Here is a 16,348-nt window from a genome sequence, read left to right as displayed (position 1 = left end):
ATGGGTGTGTCGAAGCGTCTGGGGCTCGTCGGCGGCGTGCTGAGCGCGCTGGCGCTCGGTTCGGTCGCCGGGGCCAACGCGCTGCGCAGCGCGACCCGGCCGGGTCGCGAGATCTATCGTGACGAGGACTTCACGCTGATGTCGCGGGACCGGCGCAGCGTCGTGGTCACCGAGGACGGCGTCGCGCTCGCGGTCCGCGAGGTCGGTCCCGAGGACGCGCCCGTGACGGCGGTGTTCGTGCACGGCTACTGCCTGGACATGACGTCGTGGCATTTCCAGCGCCGCCAGCTCGCCGAGCGGTGGGGCGACGACGTGCGGATGGTGTTCTACGACCAACGCGGGCACGGCGATTCGGGTGTGCCGTCCACGGCGAGCTGCACCATCGCTCAGCTGGGCGCCGATCTCGCGACCGTGATCGCAGCGAAGGCCCCCACCGGACCGGTTGTGCTCGTGGGGCATTCGATGGGCGGGATGACGGTGCTCGCCTTCGCCGGGCAGCGACCCGAACTGGTGGCGTCGCGGGTGGTCGGTGTGGGCCTGGTTGCCACGGCCGCTGCGGGTCTCAGCGAGACCGGATTGACGCGGAACCTGCAGAACCCGGTCATCGACGGCTTCCGGCTGGCCGTCCGGACGTCGCCCGAACTCGTCCAGCACGCGCGCGGCGCGGCCCGCGTGCTGATCACCCCGATCCTGCGGGCAGCGTCGTACGGCACGGATGTGAGCCCGCGGCTGCACAGGTTCTCCGACTCCATGCTGGACCGGACGTCGGTGGTCACCGTCGTGAACTTTCTGCGCACACTCGAATTGCACGACGAGTCCGCCTCACTCGAGGCGATCGAGCACATCCCGTCCGTCGTGGTGTGCGGCGACAGCGACATGATCATCCCGTTCGGCAGTTCCCGGAAACTGGCGGCGGACCTTCCGGAGTCCGAACTGGTGCGGGTGCGCGGTGCCGGCCATCTGGTGCAGCTCGAGTTCCCGTCCGTGGTATCGGACGCCGTCGACCGGGTGCTGCATCGTGGCCTGGCGACGTACGAATCGCGTGAGCAGTCCGATGTCGGCTGAAGAGGGAGTGTTGCCCGTGAGCGGGACCGTGGTGTTGCCGACGGCGGAGGACACCGAGCAGTTCGGGCGGGACCTCGCCCGGGGACTCGTCGCCGGTGATCTCGTGGTCCTCGACGGACCCCTCGGTGCGGGGAAGACCGCACTGACGAAGGGAATCGGAGCCGGGCTCGGCGTGCAGGGGCGAGTGACTTCGCCCACATTCGTGATCGCGCGGGAGCACCGGGCGGGCACGCGACCCGACGGGGGCGCGCCGGTCGGAATGGTGCACGTGGACGCGTACCGACTGGGCGGAAGCGGCCCGCACGCGCTGGACGAACTCGACGCGCTCGACCTCGACACCGACCTGGCTGCAGCGGTTGTCGTCGTCGAATGGGGCGCGGGCATTGCCGAGCAGCTGGCCGATCGTCACCTGCGGGTACGCCTGCGCCGCGAACCGGAGACGGACGTCCGCACCGCCCACTGGGAGTGGATTTCCTGACGGGTCGGGTGTCGGGAGCGGTTCTGACGTGCGAGTACCCTCAGTTACCGTGCTTGTTCTCGCCATCGACACGTCCACGCCTGCCGTGACCGCCGGAGTCGTCCGGGTTTCGGCCGATTCCGCATCGGTGGAGGCGGTGGACACCCTCGCGGTGCGCGTGACGGTCAACCCGCGCGCCCACGCGGAAGTGCTCACCCCGCACATCCTCGAGTGCCTCACCGAGTCGGGTCACGTCGCCGCGGACCTCGACGCGGTGGTGGTCGGCGCCGGACCGGGGCCGTTCACGGGACTGCGCGTGGGGATGGCCACCGCCGCCGCGTTCGCCGACGCCCTCGGTATTCCGGCCCACGGCGTGTGCAGCCTCGACGCCATCGCCGCACAGGTGGACGGTGACCGGAATCTGCTGGTCGTCACGGACGCACGCCGACGTGAGGTGTACTGGGCGCGCTACTCGGCAGGGGTGCGGGTGGAAGGCCCCGCCGTGGTGAAGCCGCGCGAGCTCGAGCCGATGCCGTCCGAGGTGGTGGCGGGATCGCCGTCACACGTCGACTTCTTCGATCTGCCGGTCGAACCCGTGGAAACACCGTCGCCCGCAGGGCTGGTCACGGTGGCCGCGGATGCCCTGTTCAGCGGTGCGGCACCGGCGGCGCTCGTACCGCTCTACCTGCGGCGCCCGGACGCGGTCGAACTGGCGGACCGGAAGAAATGACATTCCGCATCGAACCGATGGCGGCCACGGATGCCGACCGGTGCGCGGAGCTCGAAACACTCCTCTTCGCCGGTGACGGGCCCTGGAGCGCCGGCGCATTCAGGGCGGAACTCGCCGCACCGCACGTGCACTACACCGTGGCGCGGGACGACACCGGCCACGTCGTCGGGTACGCCGGAATCGCTCTGCTGGGCAACGGTTCGCATCCCGAATCCGAGATACACACGATCGGAACGGACCCGGCGTGTCAGCGCCGGGGGATCGGCGGGGCACTCCTCGACGAACTCCTGCGCGTCGCCGACGCGCGGGGTGGCCCGGTGTTCCTCGAAGTGCGCACCGACAACGACGCGGCGATCGCCCTGTACAGACGTGAAGGATTCGAGATCGTGGGAACCCGTAAGAAGTACTACCAACCGAGCGGTGCGGACGCCTTCACGATGCGTCGCCCCGGATCGGGTGAGGAGCCGGTGCAATGATCGTCATGGGGATCGAAAGCTCTTGTGACGAGACCGGAGTCGGCATCGTCCGGTGGAACGGTGACGGGACGTGCGAACTCCTCGCGGACGAGGTCGCATCCAGCGTCGAAGAGCATGCCCGGTACGGCGGGGTGGTGCCCGAGGTCGCGTCCCGCGCGCACCTCGAGGCGATCGTCCCGACGATGCGGCGCGCCCTCGCCGCGGCCGGCATCGCCAAGCCGGACGCTCTCGCCGTCACCATCGGACCCGGTCTGGCCGGCGCCCTGCTCGTCGGTGTCGCGGCCGCGAAAGCCTATGCGGCGGCCTGGGACGTCCCGTTCTACGCGGTGAACCACCTCGGCGGCCACGTCTCGGTCGACACCCTCGAACATGGACCGATGCCACCGTGCGTGGCGCTGCTCGTGTCCGGTGGGCACACCCACCTCCTGCACGTCGAGGATCTCGCGAAGCCCATCGTCGAACTCGGCACCACCGTGGACGACGCGGCCGGCGAAGCCTTCGACAAGGTGGCCCGCCTCCTCGGCCTCGGATTCCCCGGTGGCCCGGCCCTCGACGCCGCGGCGCAGGTCGGCGACCGAGACGCCATTCCCTTCCCGCGCGGAATGACCGGGCCCCGGGACGCCCGGCACGACTTCTCGTTCTCCGGGCTGAAGACGGCTGTCGCACGGTACGTGGAGTCCAAGGAGCGGGCAGGGGAGGCTTGTTCGGTGCCGGATATCGCCGCGAGTTTCCAGGAAGCCGTGGCGGACGTGCTGACGATGAAAGCGGTGCGCGCGGCCCGCGACGTCGGCGTGGACACACTCGTTCTCGGGGGCGGCGCCACGGCCAACTCGCGCATCCGCGCACTCGCCGAGGAACGCTGCGCCGAAGCCGGACTTACCCTGCGGGTGCCGAAACCGCGCCTGTGCACCGACAACGGGGTGATGATCGCCTCGCTCGGCGCGCATCTGATCGCCGGCGGCGCCGCGCCGTCCCTGCTGACCGTGGCCAGCGACCCCGGACTGTCGGTGGCGACCAGTCAGGTGTTCAGCTGACCGGAATCGTGACGGTCTGCGTGGCCGGGGGAGTGAGCGTCTCGCCGGGCTGAGCACCACTCGGTTGCGCCGCATCGGGACTCGGAGCAACCGTGCCCGGGGCCGGGATCATCGGGAAGAGCCCTTCGGGCGCCGCGGGGGCAGTGGATTCCGCGGGCGCGGCGGGCGTCTCGGTGGGCGGCGGTGCTACTTCCGGAACGTCGGGTGCGGGCGTACCCGGGCGCGGTTCGTTCGGCGTGGATTCTCCCGGAACCTGCGGCCACAGCGGCGGAATCGCGGGCCATTCGATGTGCGGCCACGACGGCTGCGACGGGTTCGTTCCGGGCAGCGTCGGACGCGGGGGAGCCGTGGGTGTCGGCACCGGGGTGGTGGTGCGCGGCGTCGTGGTCTCGCTCGTCGAATCGGGCGTCTGCTCAGGGGACCGGTCCGTCTGCGGTTCGGAGGTGGGCGGGGCAACCTGATTCGGGTAGTACGCCGACGTCGGCGTCGGATCGTACGACGGAATCCGCGTCGCGGGCGGTTCGTCCGACGTCGTGGTCGTGACCTGCTCGGTGGTCTGGAACATGTCCGTCCCCGCGGGGGAGACGTTGGGGTCGGGTGCGGGCGCGAGTTCCTTCACGCCGTAGCCGAGAACGAGCCCTCCGACCACGAGGGCGCCGACGAGTGCCCCCGACACCTTGGCGGCCGAACCGGGACGGGTCGACTCGGTGGCCGGGTAGTCGCGGATGGCGGAGGAGACGGCGAGCAACGCCGCACCTTTCGCGGTCGCCGTGTCGGGTTCGGGCACAGCGATGACCCGTGCGGTGAACGCGTCGGCGACGGCGGCGGTGATCGCGGGTATGTTCGCGCCGCCACCGACCAGGGCCAGGGCGTCCGGTCGACGCGGGGAGTCGGCGACGGTGGCACGGATGAACTCCACCGCGACCCGGACGGTCGGTGCGGCGATCTCGTCGAACCTGGTGCGGCTGATCTCGATCGGGCGGATGCCGTGCAGGTCGATGTCGACGTGCGCATTCGGCTCCGAGGACAACTGCTCCTTGGCGACGCGGCACCGCGCCGAGAGCAGGTCGCGGTCCAGGTGCCGCAGGGGATGCGGGGTGGCGAGGCTGCCGACGACGTGGTGGAAGACGAGGTCGTCGATTCCGGTGCCGCTCACGTGGCTCGTGCGGTCGGCGTGCAGGACGGTGCCGTCGACCTGGTCGACGACGGCGACGGACAGTCCGGACTCGCCGAAGTCGACGATCGCGACCGTGGCATGCTGGGCGACCTCGCCGGTGTGCCGAAGATAGGTGAGGGTGGCGGCGGTCTCGGGCACGAGATGCACGCGGTGCCGCTGCCTGCTGACGGCGCTGCGGATCGAATGCGCCTGCTCCGCCGTCCGGTACGCGACAGCGAACGCGTCGGGTGTGGTGGGGTCGGCAGGAACCTGGGTGGTCATCAGCGAGATGGAGGAACGGACCAGGTCGCCGAGGTCGGTGTGCGCCTGATCGGCGGACAGGTAACGGAACTCGACGTTCTGCGTACCGTTGGAGGCGGTGGTGACGAGGGCGGACCCGACACCGGCCGCACCGGTCGACATCCCCAAGGACATACCCATCTCACACACCCCCTCACGTTTTCGACGCGTGACCTGCTGTCTCTGTCGGAACGCCCTGTTCAGCGGGGAATCCCTGCCCGTTGAATCGGCGACTGTTATCTGAACGTTACAGAAAACAAACGGATTTCGCTCCCGACTTTCGGCCGTGGAAGACGAGGATGGCGCTCGATATCCGGTCTCACCTGCACAGTTGTCCAAAGGAATCTGATGCGACGCGCCAGCGATTTTCGCAACCTCACGAGACGTGAGCGCCGACGGCTTCTGCTGCGTGCAGTTCTGCGCCCGCTGGTCACCGTCTTCCTGTGCACGGTGGTCTACTTCGCCCTGCCGTGGACGTCCCTCGGGGAAGTGTCCGCCCTGTTCTTCCTGGCGGGCGGCTTGCTCGTGGTCGCGCTCGTCGCGGGCTGGCAGATCTGGCGGATCGTCACGTCCGACGTACCGGCGCTCCAGGCGATCGAGGCGCTGGCCCTGATCCTGCCGCTCTACCTGCTCGGGTTCTCGGCAGGATATTGCCTGATGTCCGAAAGTGATCCGGGTTACTTCACCGAGCCCCTCACGCGGATGGGTGCGTTGTACTTCTCGCTCACCGTCTTCTCGACCGTCGGGTTCGGCGACATCGCCGCGACGACCGATCCGTCGCGAGCCGTCGTGAGTGTGCAGATCATCGGAAATCTGATCCTTCTCGGCGTCGGCATCCGCGCGGTCGTCGCGGCCGTCGGCTGGGCCCGCAGGCGCCGGGTCTAGCGACCCGACGCCAGTACCAGTTCGACGTTCCGGTCGGGTGTCCCGCCGAGCAGGTCGGGGTCCGCGTGAATGTCGTTGAACGACAACTCCCGGTACAGCGACGCCAACCCGAGCGGTGAGAGATCGGTGTGGTCGACGGAGTAGGGGCTGTCGGCCTCGAACAGCGTCGTGAGCAGCGACACGGTTCCGTCGACGTTGTCGACCACCTCGATGATCCGCCCGTGCTGGGGGAAGTCGATGTGCGAGGCCGTGTTGATCTCCCAGAACGACTGCTCCGGAGTCGATCCGGGCCACGGTGTGATCCGGTTCTCGTGGGTGTGCCCGTTGACCCAGGCGAGGACGTTCGGGAATCGGTGCAGCAGATCCACCAGTCGCGAACCCCGGATCCGGGGTTCCGCCGGGGCGGAGGGGTCGGGGACGACGTTGTCCATGCTGCCGCTGGTGTGGTGACTGAACAGGACGAACCAGGTGTCGTTGCGTACCTGGGACACCGGGTTGCCCGCCGTGTCGAAGTACCGGCTGCTGCCGGCCACCAGGGTGTCCTCGATCCACCGGAACTGCGCAGCACCGAGCGAGCCGTCGACGAACCCCGCCCGGTTGGTGGAATCCATGCTGATGCCGACCACGCCGGGTGCGATCTCGAACGAGTAGTAGCCGATCCCGGTCTCGCCGGCATCAGGTGCGAAGCCGTGACCGACCGGTCCGGGGCCGGTGTTGGCCGGGTCCAGGTGTGCGGCGATGAACTGGCGGGGAGTGAACGGCGCGCGTGCGGGGTCGGGTGTGACGACCCGTGCGGGGGTCGTGATCGCGGACAGGGCGGCGGGAATGGCGCCGGGATCGAACCTGGTGGCGACGTCGACCGTCTTCGCCTCTTCCGGCGATCCCGGGACCTCGAACTTCAGCGAACCGGTGTACATGGCTTCGAGCGGTGGGATGCCGCTCGGGACGGTGCCCTGCACCGAGTCGTCGTGATTGCCGAAGACGCAATACCAGGGGGTGCGGAGGCCGGGGCTCGTGACGGGAGAGATCGCCGCGCCGAGCAGGCCGGGTATCTCGGGGAACCCGGCCTTCTTGTACATGTCCTGGATGGACGACTCCGGGTTCCAGTACAGATCGGCGCCCGAGTTCTGCACGCCTTCGTAGCGGTCGGGTGCGCCCGTGTTGGGGACGATGGTGCCGCCGTTGAGCGCGGTGAGGAACCAGCCGAGTTCGGCGAATTCCTTGTTGTCGGTGTTGTCGCCGGTGCTCACGACCGCGTCGAACGGGCGCTGGGTATGCGGGCCGGATGCGAGCGCGTTGACCCGTGCGACGAGGGCGACGAGACCCTGGGCGGTGAGTGTCTCGTGCGGGCGGAACGCGGACCCCGTGAAGGGGTGCACGTATTCGAAACGCATCGGGGACTGGGCGTCGACCAGGTGGACGTCCGTGAGCTGGACGAGGGAGGCGAGGGCGGTGCGCCGGTCCTCGCGCCCGCTGCGGGCCTCGGCGAGTTCCGTGCGAACGATGGTCGGCCACCCCGGTCCCGCGCCGAGCCTGCGGTATCCGGAGTCGCCGAGGGGGACGGCCACCGCTTCGAGGGTGGTGCCGGCCCCGGACGTGGGAAGCGGCGCCGCGCCCGCGTACTGCAACCCCCACGGGCGTGCTTCGAATCCCACTGCCCCGATCGCCCCGAGTCCGGCAAATGTCAGGAACTTACGCCGAGTGATGTCAGACACCAGAGGAACCTTAGGTGACGACCCGTGAGACAAGCCGATATTCGGCTCGGCGCGGTCTACCACCCCCTTCTCCTTGAGCGTTGGCACTCTCACGTATAGAGTGCCAAGTGGCGCCGATCGAGCTCCGGCACCCGCGACGACGGGGCTGTGTGAAGTGCCGTAAACGGAACACTCAAACAGGAGTCCGGAGAAGTCTCCGGATCCGCATACCCCAAGTGGAGGGCTCATCGTGGCGAGCGTCAACATCAAGCCGCTCGAGGACAAGATCCTCGTCCAGGCCAACGAGGCTGAGACGACGACTGCCTCCGGCCTGGTCATTCCCGACACGGCCAAGGAGAAGCCCCAGGAGGGCACCGTCGTCGCAGTCGGCGAAGGCCGCGTCAACGAGCAGGGCAACCGCATCCCGGTCGACGTCAAGGAGGGTGACACGGTCATCTACTCCAAGTACGGCGGAACCGAGATCAAGTACGCCGGCCAGGAGTACCTGATCCTGTCGGCACGCGACGTGCTGGCTGTCGTCTCCAAGTAAGCCATACGTGATCCGCCCCGGAGTCCCCACAGGATCCCGGGGCGGAGTGCGTTCACGCGCGTAACCCTGAGATCCAGGAGAAGACAGAACACATGTCCAAGCAGATTGAGTTCAACGAGGTCGCACGCCGGTCTCTCGAGCGTGGAGTCGACAAGCTTGCCGACGCGGTCAAGGTGACCTTGGGTCCGCGTGGCCGCCACGTAGTGCTGGCGAAGGCCTTCGGCGGCCCGACCGTCACCAACGACGGTGTCAGCATCGCCCGGGAAATCGAGCTCGAGGACCCGTTCGAGAACCTCGGCGCGCAGCTCGTCAAGAGCGTCGCCACCAAGACCAACGACGTCGCCGGCGACGGCACCACCACCGCCACCGTGCTGGCTCAGGCCATCGTGCGGGGCGGTTTGAAGAACATCGCCGCGGGTGCGAACCCGATGGCACTCGGCATCGGCATCAACGCCGCGGCCGACAAGGTCGTCGAGGCACTGCTCGCCGCCGCGAAGCCGGTCGAGGGCAAGACGTCCATCGCCCAGGTCGCGACCGTGTCCTCGCGTGACGAGGAGATCGGCGAAATGGTGGGCGAGGCGCTCACCCGCGTCGGCACCGACGGCGTCGTGACGGTCGAGGAATCCTCGACCCTGGCGACCGAGCTCGTGATCACCGAGGGCGTCCAGTTCGACAAGGGCTACCTGTCGCCGTACTTCGTCACGGACCTCGATGCACAGAAGGCCGTGTACGAGGACGCGCTCGTGTTGCTGTACCGCGAGAAGATCACGTCCCTGCCCGACTTCCTGCCGCTGCTGGAGAAGGTTGCCGAGAGCGGCAAGCCCCTCCTCATCATCGCGGAGGACGTCGAGGGCGAGGTTCTCTCGACGCTCGTGGTCAACTCCATCCGGAAGACCATCAAGGCCGTCGCCGTCAAGGCGCCGTTCTTCGGTGACCGCCGGAAGGCGTTCCTCGACGACCTCGCCGTCGTCACCGGTGGCACGGTCATCAACTCCGACGTCGGCCTCACGCTGAAGGACGCCGGGCTGGACCTGCTCGGCAGCGCACGCCGCGTCGTGGTCAGCAAGGACGAGACCACGATCGTCGACGGCGCCGGAACCGACGACGACATCAAGGGTCGCGTCGCGCAGCTGCGTCGCGAAATCGAGAACACCGACTCCGACTGGGATCGCGAGAAGCTCGAAGAGCGTCTGGCGAAGCTGGCCGGTGGCGTCGCCGTCATCAAGGTCGGCGCGGCCACGGAGACGGACCTCAAGGAGCGCAAGTTCCGCGTCGAGGACGCCGTCAACGCCGCGAAGGCTGCTGTCGCCGAGGGCATCGTCCCCGGCGGCGGTTCCGCTCTCGTCCAGGCGAGCACCGAGCTGGCCGACAACCTCGGTCTGACCGGTGACGAGGCCACGGGCGTCAAGGTCGTGCGCGAAGCACTGCAGGCGCCGCTGTTCTGGATCGCCAGCAATGCCGGTCTCGACGGTTCCGTCGTCACCAGCAAGGTTGCCGAGCAGCCCAAGGGCCACGGTTTCAACGCCGCGACCCTGACCTACGGCGACCTGCTCGCCGACGGTGTCGTCGACCCCGTGAAGGTCACCCGCTCCGCGGTCGTCAACGCGGCCTCGGTCGCGCGGATGATCCTCACCACGGAGAGCGCCGTGGTCGAGAAGCCTGCGGAAGAGGACGAGCAGCAGACCGGTCACGGGCACAGCCACTAGGCTCTACCGTCGCGACCGATCGTTCGAGCGAAGACACCCCCGTGCGGATCACCGCGCGGGGGTTTCTTCTGCCTGCAGGCGCCGGATCAGCTCAGTTGCAGCACCGCGAACGGTTCCGACGTCGGCTGGGGAGATCCTCCGGGCGGTTCGACGGTGACGGCCAGCTTCGACATCGACCCCACGTCGTCGAGGACGACCGTCGTGGTCGGCTGCATCTCTCCGGGAGAGATGGTTCCCGCGGGCACGGGCGCGTCCCCGGATGCGGGCATCAACCACAGCTGGTACACGGTTTGGGCGCTGGGCGGGGCGACACCGTCCAGCACGAACACCACGGCGTCCTGCGACTTCGAGTAGTTGGCGGTCGCGGACCCGCCGGCGGCAATCGCACTCGTCGACGAGTGCACGTCGGAGGCGTCGAGAACCTGCTCCGCCACAGTCGGCGACGGACCTTCCGTGAGCTGCCGAACGATCACCGTCCCGCCGGCGAGCACCCCGACTGCCGCGGCAGCGGCGACGGCGATCTGCCAGCGGCGCCGGCGGGAGCGGCGTTCGGTCAGCGACGTCGGCCCGGCGGCGGAGTGCCGGACTTCGTCGAGGACTCGAGTCCGCACCCGGGGCGGGGGTTCTACGGCTCCCACCGCGCTCACCACCGCGAAAGCTTCCCGGATCCGCCGGACCTCGTCGGTGAAGGTGGAGCGGGTGTCCTCGTCGGTGGTGGCGAGATCGGTGTCGAGTTCGCGGCGCTCCCTGTCGTCGAGCGCATCGAGTGCGTACGGGTACGCCATGCCCACGAGTTCGTCGTTCATGTCACAGACCTCCCAGGCACCCGCGAAGACGCGTCAATCCGTCACGGATGCGCGTCTTCACCGTGGACAGGGCGACCCCCAGCTGGGAGGCGACCTCTCGATAGGTGCGGCCGTCGTAGTACGCCATCGCGACGGACTCACGTTGGGTGTCCGTGAGCGAGTCGAGGCAGGCGAGCACCGATTGATGCTCGAGCCGGCGGGTCACCTCCTCGGTGACGTGGTCGAACGGCCCTGCGATGTTGGTGGTCTCGTAGAGCGCCTCGCGGTCGGTGCCGGCCTGCTCGGACCGCACGCGGTCGACCGCACGGCGGTGCGCGAGCGTCATCAGCCAGGACAGGACGGAACCGCGGGCCGGATCGAAGTTGGACGCGGTGCGCCACGCCTGGAGGAAGACTTCCTGCGTCGTCTCCTCTGCGTACCCGGGATCCCGCAGGACCCGCAGGGCCATGCCGTGGACCCGGGCGCTCGTCCGGTCGTAGAGTTCGGCGAAAGCGTCGGCGTCCCCGTTCGCGACGCGGGCCATGGTCTCGTACAGTTCCGCGGATTCGGTGGTCCGGGCCCCGTGTGCCCCGGCTGCGTCCGCCGAACACACGTCTTCTGCCGGAGTGTTGCCCTCGGGGTTCGTCACCGGCACTCGTCTCGGTTCATCGAGAACCACGGTAGCGTGCACATCCACTCATCTCCTCCAGCCGGTAGGCATTCGGAGACCGCGTCGCGGTGGATGGGTGGGAGGGTGCCGATGTGACGAGAGGAACCCCCGTGCGGCGACGAGGGTTCCCCAGTGAGTGTGGTCGAGCGGTCAGACCGCTATCCGGCCGCGTCTGTGCCGGGCGTGCATCTCGCGTTCCGTCTCGGACATTCCGCCCCAGATCCCGTACGGTTCGGACACGCTCAGGGCGTGATTGCGGCACTGGGCGAGGACCGGGCAGCGTCTGCACATTTCCTTGGCCCGGGTCTCTCGCTGCGCACGAGCTCGGCCACGCTCTCCGTCGGGATGGAAGAACATCGAGGAGTCGACCCCGCGGCACAGTCCGTGCATCTGCCAATCCCAGATATCGGCGTTCGGGCCGGGCAGGTGGTTGGGTGCAGGCATGTGGACTCCTTAGCTGCAAGCTCGCCTCGGGCGACGAGCGGACCGTGGGCTCGTAGGTACGTTCAAGCCACTGAATCATTCACGTCGCTAACCGTAGAGTCGGTTGTGAAATCGCGTCAATAGTTGTTCACAGTGGCGATTTACATATCCCACGAACTGAAAGTTAACCTGGAAAATATTTACTTTCCCGCGGTTCCGTGATTCCGTTTCGGGTTGAAAGACCCCGGGTCGCGGGTAACGATGTCCGGGTGCCCCAGCCCGCGGAGCCAGAAACCCAGCCTTCTTCCGGATCCCCGGACGAGGGACCCACGATCTCGGTATCGGCCCTGGCCAGAAAGCTCGGGGTGGCTCCGTCGACGCTCCGCACCTGGGACCGCAGATACGGCATCGGGCCCTCCGTTCACGTGCAGGGAAGTCACCGGCGGTACACGCCGCGCGACGTCGCCCGGCTCGAATGCATGCAACATGCGCTGGACGGTGGTGCAAACTCCGCGGAGGCCGCGAGATATGCGATTAACGCAATGGCTACGTATTCGTCAGAAAGCGACCGCCGACCGGGTGTGAAAAATCTGGGTGACAACTCGGTGAACGGGATGAAAACAGACCCGTCGAACCTTTTGTCACCTTTTTCCGGCCTCGGTGGCGCCGAGGCGTCCGTCCGGAATTTATCGGGTGCGCTGCTGGCGCGAGACGTCGTGACCATCCGGCGGATCATCGTGCGGGCCGTCGCGGAGCGGGGATTCAGCTCCATGTGGACGACCCTGGTCGTTCCGGTGCTCGAATGGGCGGACGAGGGCAGGAATTCGGACGCCGCCGCTGCGAGTGTCCGCGTCTTCGCCGAATGCGTCGCAGGGATTCTGTCCACGATGACGCTGGACGCGCCGATCGGTGGCGGTGGCCGTGTCCTGCTCGTGCACGTGCCTGCGGACTCGCAGGACACGGTTCCCGCCGATCCGTACGGCCTCGAATTCCGGGCACTTGGCGCCGCCCTGGCCACTGCCTCGGTGGACACGCGGATGGCGCTGCCACTGTGCCGGTCGGCGCTCCTCGCCTCCGTGACCAACGCCGAGCCGGACGTGATCGTCCTGTGGTTGCCCGCCGCCGGATGCGCCCTCCCGTCTCTCCTGCGGGCGATCCGCCGGCGGCGCACCGGGCTGACGATGCTCGCGGGCGGCCCCGGATGCCGGACGCAGTCACTTCCACGGTCGATAGCGGTGCTGGGCATGCTGGACGAGGCCGTGGACGCCGTCACCGCGGTCACCTGACCGCAGAGCGGCCGGACGATGCGATGATCTGGGCGTGCCCGACTCCACTCTCCGGTCCGACCCCACGAATTCGTGGATCCGCGCGGCTTTCGGCGCCGATCCGGGCGCGTGCCCGCTATCGGTGTCCGACGTTCCCGTCGAGCGCTGGATGCGAGCGGTGGCGTGGGGCGCCCGGGGGCACTACGCCCGATCCCGCGCTGAGCTGGACGCACTGACGCGCGGAGAGGTGGCCGAACCCGCGGTCGCCTCACTCGCCTGGAGCACGCAGGCGTCGTTGCTGAGGCAGCTCGGCTGGCACGGTGTGGCGTCCGGGTTCGACGGCCGGGCTCTCGCCGTCGTCGGGACGGGTCCCGGCGACGGCGACGACGTCCTCGTTCACGAAGCGCGGTGCGACGCGATGACGGGGCTGGCGGCCGACGCGTTGGGGTGCGGCCGGCTGGCACTGGGCCGGCGGCTGCTCGACAGGTGCTCCGAATACCTCGACGAGCGTGCTCCCGGCGAACTGTGGCGACAGCGCGTCCGCAGGCACTGGGTGAGCGCCGAGTTGTTTCTCGCGGGCGGAGACTTCGCCTCGGCGCGCCGCCACGCCGAGACCGCAGCGGAAATTTCGGAGGCTGCCGGATCTGTGCGGCACCACGTCAAATCGGATCTGCTGCGGAGCGCGTCGATGACAGGGGAGCCCGATTCGGGTCCGGCGGCACGGCTTGCCGCGGATGTGCTCGACCGGTGCGATCGGCACGGCTTGATACCTCTGAAGTGGGCAGCTGCGATGTTGCTGAGTGGTGTGACATCCGACTCACGTGCGGAGACCGTGCGTGCGGAGTGCGAAGCCGTCATCAGGGCGCGAGGTGGGCGCTTCCGAATCTGACTCCGCTGGTCGGGACCCGTCCCGGCGGGTTGCGCGCGAATCGCTGCGAATCCGGGCGAATACCGTTCGGTCCGCACCGTTACTCTTGGAGTGTTCCGCTGAGAGCGGGAGCACACCCATCGGGGGAGGTGCCACTGTAACGCCAGGATATTCAGCAACGATGACTAATACGAGCGAGGAGTTGGACTCCGCCGTCGCCGCTGCAACGCAGGGTGACCGGGCCGCTTTAGCTCTGGTCCTGGAAAACATTCGGCCCTTGGTTGTGCGTTACTGCAGAGCCAGGGTCGGTGCTGCGGAGAGGGGACAACTCTCCGCGGACGACGTGGCACAAGAAGTGTGCCTCGCCGTGATGACGGCCTTACCTCGCTACGAGGATCAAGGCCGCCCGTTCATGGCATTCGTCTACGGGATCGCCGCGCACAAGGTTGCCGACGCGCATCGGAACTCCGCCCGTAACAAGTCGGAGCCCGTCGCCGAAGTACCGGATGTCGTAGCTAACGATGACGGACCCGAACAGAGGGCGCTGGACTCGGAAGCGAGCAGGCAGATGAACGAACTGCTGAGCACGCTGCCGGAAAAGCACCGGGAGATCTTGATCCTCCGCCTCGTGGTCGGTATGTCAGCCGAGGAGACGGCCGCGGCCGTGGGTAGTACTGCGGGAGCTGTCCGCGTGGCTCAACACCGAGCCATCGCGAAACTGAAAAAAGAAGTGACGAGGGCAGGTGAGAGGTTTGGCTAGGGGCATCAAGCGCAACGGCAATCCCGATGCCGATCTCCCAGGAGACGACGCACCGGTGGACGTCGCGGCAGTGCGCCGCGACGACGCTTTGATCGACGCGATCGCCGGTGGCGGTCCTGTCGCGACGGATTCGCCGGAGCAGTACGAGCTCGCGCTTCTGCTGACCAATTGGCGCGCCGACATCGTGGCGACGCCGATGCCGACCGGGCCGCTGCTCGACGACGTGATCGCGGCGATCGACGCCTCGGACGCCCGTTCCGCACGCAGCGCTGCCCGCGGCAAGCTCCGCTTGTTGCGACCCATCGCCGGCGCTGCCGCCGCGATCGCGGTCGTCATGGGTGGCGCCACCATCTTCTCGTACAACGCCGCACCCGGCGATCCGCTGTGGAGTGTCAAGTCGGTCGTGTTCAGCCAGCAGGCCGATTCGACCGTCGCGCAGATCGACACCACGTCGCAGCTGCAGGAGGCCGAGCGGCTGATCGCCGCGGGCGACGCGGAGGCGGCGAAGAACCTGCTCGAGGGCGCCGCAGGCCGTTCCGGCGGGGTGCTCGACGCCGACCTGCGCAACGAACTCGACGTGTGGCGTGCGAAGCTCGCCGCGGAGGTCGAGAAGATCGCTCCCACCACGCCGCCCGCGGCGACGACGCCCGGTACCACCACCACCGACGCGCCGACACAGACCACCGAACTGCCGGCCACGGTGCCGGGGACACCCGGTTCCACGACCGCGCCGGGAGTCGAGCAGTTGCCGGGAACCCTGCCCACGGATCTGCAGATTCCGGGACTGCCGCCCATTCCGCTGCCGCAGCTGCCCACGCTGCCGCCTCCGCCCGAGACGTTGCCGTCCACGAGCCCGGATCCCACGATCATGTTGGTTCCGACGCTGCCCTCGGACATTCCGGCGACGGAGCCATCCACCCAGCAGCCTTCGACGGTGCCGCTACCCACCACCACGACCCCGGTCCCGGTGCCGCCGCCCACCAGCTAGCGGTTCGGCGGACCTTCCGCACAGACCACTGTGGCCCGACACTTCGCGTGTCGGGCCACAGTGGTCTGTACCGGGTTGTGCCGGATCAGGCGTCGAAACCGTCGCCGTGCAGAGCGTCGTTCATCGAGGCGTCCGCGTAGCCGCGGCAGTAATCCCAGGTGACGTATGCCTCGGGTGTCGGGTCGTAGGCGGGCTCGTGCGGGCGCACGGTGCCGTCGACCAGAAGCTGGAGGAGATTGGCACGGAGCATGTCCCAATCGTGGTAGTGATCTTGCTGGCAGTCTTCGCAGCAGACGACGAGACCGCGGATCCCGCGATGCGCCAGCAGCGCCTCGTACACGGCGAGGTCGGCCAGATCTTCCTCCACGGCGAGACGCTCGTGGGGGTCGAGTGGCTGGCCCGGTTCGATCGCATCGAGAGCTGCGGACGGGTCGGCGGGGTCGCCGGCGAAGGGGTCCGGGGGCAGACCTGGAGGCAGTTGATCGCGCACAGCACCACGGTACGCAGGTCAGCCCGGTCTGCGCCAGCCGTTCGGC

The 16,348-nt window shown here is 68.3% G+C and carries 18 protein-coding genes and 1 pseudogene; 13 read left to right on the top strand and 6 right to left on the bottom strand.

Annotated elements, in window-relative coordinates; genetic code table 11:
- Genes GO592_RS18735 through tsaD form a run of 5 tightly spaced genes read left to right on the top strand, consistent with a single transcriptional unit; the run spans position 1 to position 3,762 of the window.
- A complete protein-coding gene (locus tag GO592_RS18735) occupies positions 1 to 1,065 on the top strand; it encodes an alpha/beta fold hydrolase (RefSeq protein ID WP_005569290.1) in 1,065 nt (354 codons plus the stop codon).
- Entirely contained in the window at positions 1,055 to 1,543 is a 489-nt protein-coding gene (tsaE, locus tag GO592_RS18730; RefSeq protein ID WP_005569292.1) for a tRNA (adenosine(37)-N6)-threonylcarbamoyltransferase complex ATPase subunit type 1 TsaE, read from the top strand. The genes GO592_RS18735 and tsaE overlap by 11 nt, the downstream gene beginning before the upstream one ends.
- A gap of 49 nt (positions 1,544 to 1,592) precedes the next feature.
- Positions 1,593 to 2,252, top strand: coding sequence for a tRNA (adenosine(37)-N6)-threonylcarbamoyltransferase complex dimerization subunit type 1 TsaB (gene tsaB, locus GO592_RS18725; RefSeq protein WP_007301252.1), 660 nt, complete (start codon positions 1,593 to 1,595; stop codon positions 2,250 to 2,252).
- Entirely contained in the window at positions 2,249 to 2,728 is a 480-nt protein-coding gene (gene rimI, locus GO592_RS18720; RefSeq protein ID WP_005566598.1) for a ribosomal protein S18-alanine N-acetyltransferase, read from the top strand. The genes tsaB and rimI overlap by 4 nt, the downstream gene beginning before the upstream one ends.
- Positions 2,725 to 3,762, top strand: coding sequence for a tRNA (adenosine(37)-N6)-threonylcarbamoyltransferase complex transferase subunit TsaD (tsaD, locus tag GO592_RS18715; RefSeq protein ID WP_007301251.1), 1,038 nt, complete (start codon positions 2,725 to 2,727; stop codon positions 3,760 to 3,762). Before rimI ends, tsaD begins: the two co-directional genes overlap by 4 nt.
- Here the strand turns inward: tsaD and GO592_RS18710 are convergent.
- Positions 3,755 to 5,359 carry an Hsp70 family protein gene (locus GO592_RS18710; RefSeq protein ID WP_039953021.1) on the bottom strand — a complete coding sequence of 535 codons (1,605 nt, stop codon included), beginning with the start codon at positions 5,357 to 5,359 and terminating at the stop codon, positions 3,755 to 3,757. The two genes, tsaD and GO592_RS18710, sit on opposite strands and share 8 nt — an antisense overlap.
- A gap of 207 nt (positions 5,360 to 5,566) precedes the next feature.
- On the opposite strand from GO592_RS18710, the gene GO592_RS18705 reads away from it, so the two are divergent.
- Positions 5,567 to 6,103: a potassium channel family protein gene (locus GO592_RS18705; protein ID WP_007301249.1), complete on the top strand. Its 537-nt coding sequence runs from the start codon at positions 5,567 to 5,569 to the stop codon at positions 6,101 to 6,103.
- Here the strand turns inward: GO592_RS18705 and GO592_RS18700 are convergent.
- Positions 6,100 to 7,818 (bottom strand): TIGR03767 family metallophosphoesterase, encoded by a 1,719-nt coding sequence (locus GO592_RS18700; RefSeq protein WP_007301248.1) that lies wholly within the window; start codon positions 7,816 to 7,818, stop codon positions 6,100 to 6,102. The genes GO592_RS18705 and GO592_RS18700 overlap by 4 nt on opposite strands.
- A gap of 229 nt (positions 7,819 to 8,047) precedes the next feature.
- Between GO592_RS18700 and groES the strand changes: the two genes are divergently transcribed.
- Together groES and groL are read left to right on the top strand one after the other, a co-directional pair.
- A complete protein-coding gene (groES, locus tag GO592_RS18695; protein WP_003940763.1) occupies positions 8,048 to 8,347 on the top strand; it encodes a co-chaperone GroES in 300 nt (99 codons plus the stop codon).
- A gap of 92 nt (positions 8,348 to 8,439) precedes the next feature.
- On the top strand, positions 8,440 to 10,053 hold the full coding sequence (gene groL / locus GO592_RS18690) for a chaperonin GroEL (RefSeq protein WP_005253893.1): 1,614 nt from the start codon (positions 8,440 to 8,442) through the stop codon (positions 10,051 to 10,053).
- An 86-nt stretch (positions 10,054 to 10,139) separates the two neighbouring features.
- Here the strand turns inward: groL and GO592_RS18685 are convergent, their stop codons facing one another.
- From GO592_RS18685 to GO592_RS18675, 3 genes are all read right to left on the bottom strand, one after another.
- Positions 10,140 to 10,859 (bottom strand): anti-sigma factor, encoded by a 720-nt coding sequence (locus GO592_RS18685; protein WP_007301247.1) that lies wholly within the window; start codon positions 10,857 to 10,859, stop codon positions 10,140 to 10,142.
- A gap of 1 nt (position 10,860) precedes the next feature.
- On the bottom strand, positions 10,861 to 11,493 hold the full coding sequence (locus GO592_RS18680) for a sigma-70 family RNA polymerase sigma factor (protein ID WP_007301246.1): 633 nt from the start codon (positions 11,491 to 11,493) through the stop codon (positions 10,861 to 10,863).
- A gap of 165 nt (positions 11,494 to 11,658) precedes the next feature.
- The gene (locus GO592_RS18675; protein WP_005239766.1) at positions 11,659 to 11,952 is read right to left on the bottom strand and encodes a WhiB family transcriptional regulator; all 294 of its coding nucleotides are present in this window, start codon (positions 11,950 to 11,952) and stop codon (positions 11,659 to 11,661) included.
- Positions 11,953 to 12,149: 197 nt separating this feature from the next.
- Here GO592_RS18675 and GO592_RS45890 point away from each other — a divergent pair.
- From GO592_RS45890 to GO592_RS18655, 5 genes and pseudogenes are all read left to right on the top strand, one after another.
- Positions 12,150 to 12,449, top strand: a pseudogene (locus GO592_RS45890) (MerR family transcriptional regulator); the annotation flags it as partial.
- 96 nt (positions 12,450 to 12,545) lie between these two features.
- The gene (locus GO592_RS18670) at positions 12,546 to 13,217 is read left to right on the top strand and encodes a hypothetical protein (RefSeq protein ID WP_039953051.1); all 672 of its coding nucleotides are present in this window, start codon (positions 12,546 to 12,548) and stop codon (positions 13,215 to 13,217) included.
- A gap of 34 nt (positions 13,218 to 13,251) precedes the next feature.
- Positions 13,252 to 14,085 (top strand): hypothetical protein, encoded by an 834-nt coding sequence (locus GO592_RS18665; RefSeq protein ID WP_007301244.1) that lies wholly within the window; start codon positions 13,252 to 13,254, stop codon positions 14,083 to 14,085.
- 160 nt (positions 14,086 to 14,245) lie between these two features.
- On the top strand, positions 14,246 to 14,824 hold the full coding sequence (locus GO592_RS18660) for a sigma-70 family RNA polymerase sigma factor (protein ID WP_005239770.1): 579 nt from the start codon (positions 14,246 to 14,248) through the stop codon (positions 14,822 to 14,824).
- Entirely contained in the window at positions 14,808 to 15,812 is a 1,005-nt protein-coding gene (locus GO592_RS18655) for an anti-sigma-D factor RsdA (protein ID WP_172650415.1), read from the top strand. The genes GO592_RS18660 and GO592_RS18655 overlap by 17 nt, the downstream gene beginning before the upstream one ends.
- 85 nt (positions 15,813 to 15,897) lie before the next feature.
- Here GO592_RS18655 and GO592_RS18650 read toward each other — a convergent pair whose 3' ends face one another.
- Complete coding sequence (locus tag GO592_RS18650) at positions 15,898 to 16,302, bottom strand: DUF5319 domain-containing protein (protein ID WP_005239778.1); 405 nt, start codon at positions 16,300 to 16,302, stop codon at positions 15,898 to 15,900.
- Positions 16,303 to 16,348: the final 46 nt, after the last annotated feature.

This window comes from Rhodococcus sp. 21391 (assembly GCF_016772255.1).
GTDB classification, from domain to species: domain Bacteria; phylum Actinomycetota; class Actinomycetes; order Mycobacteriales; family Mycobacteriaceae; genus Rhodococcus_F; species Rhodococcus_F opacus.
Note: the sequence above shows the minus strand (reverse complement) of the source record. Positions and strands in the feature narration are given on the sequence as shown.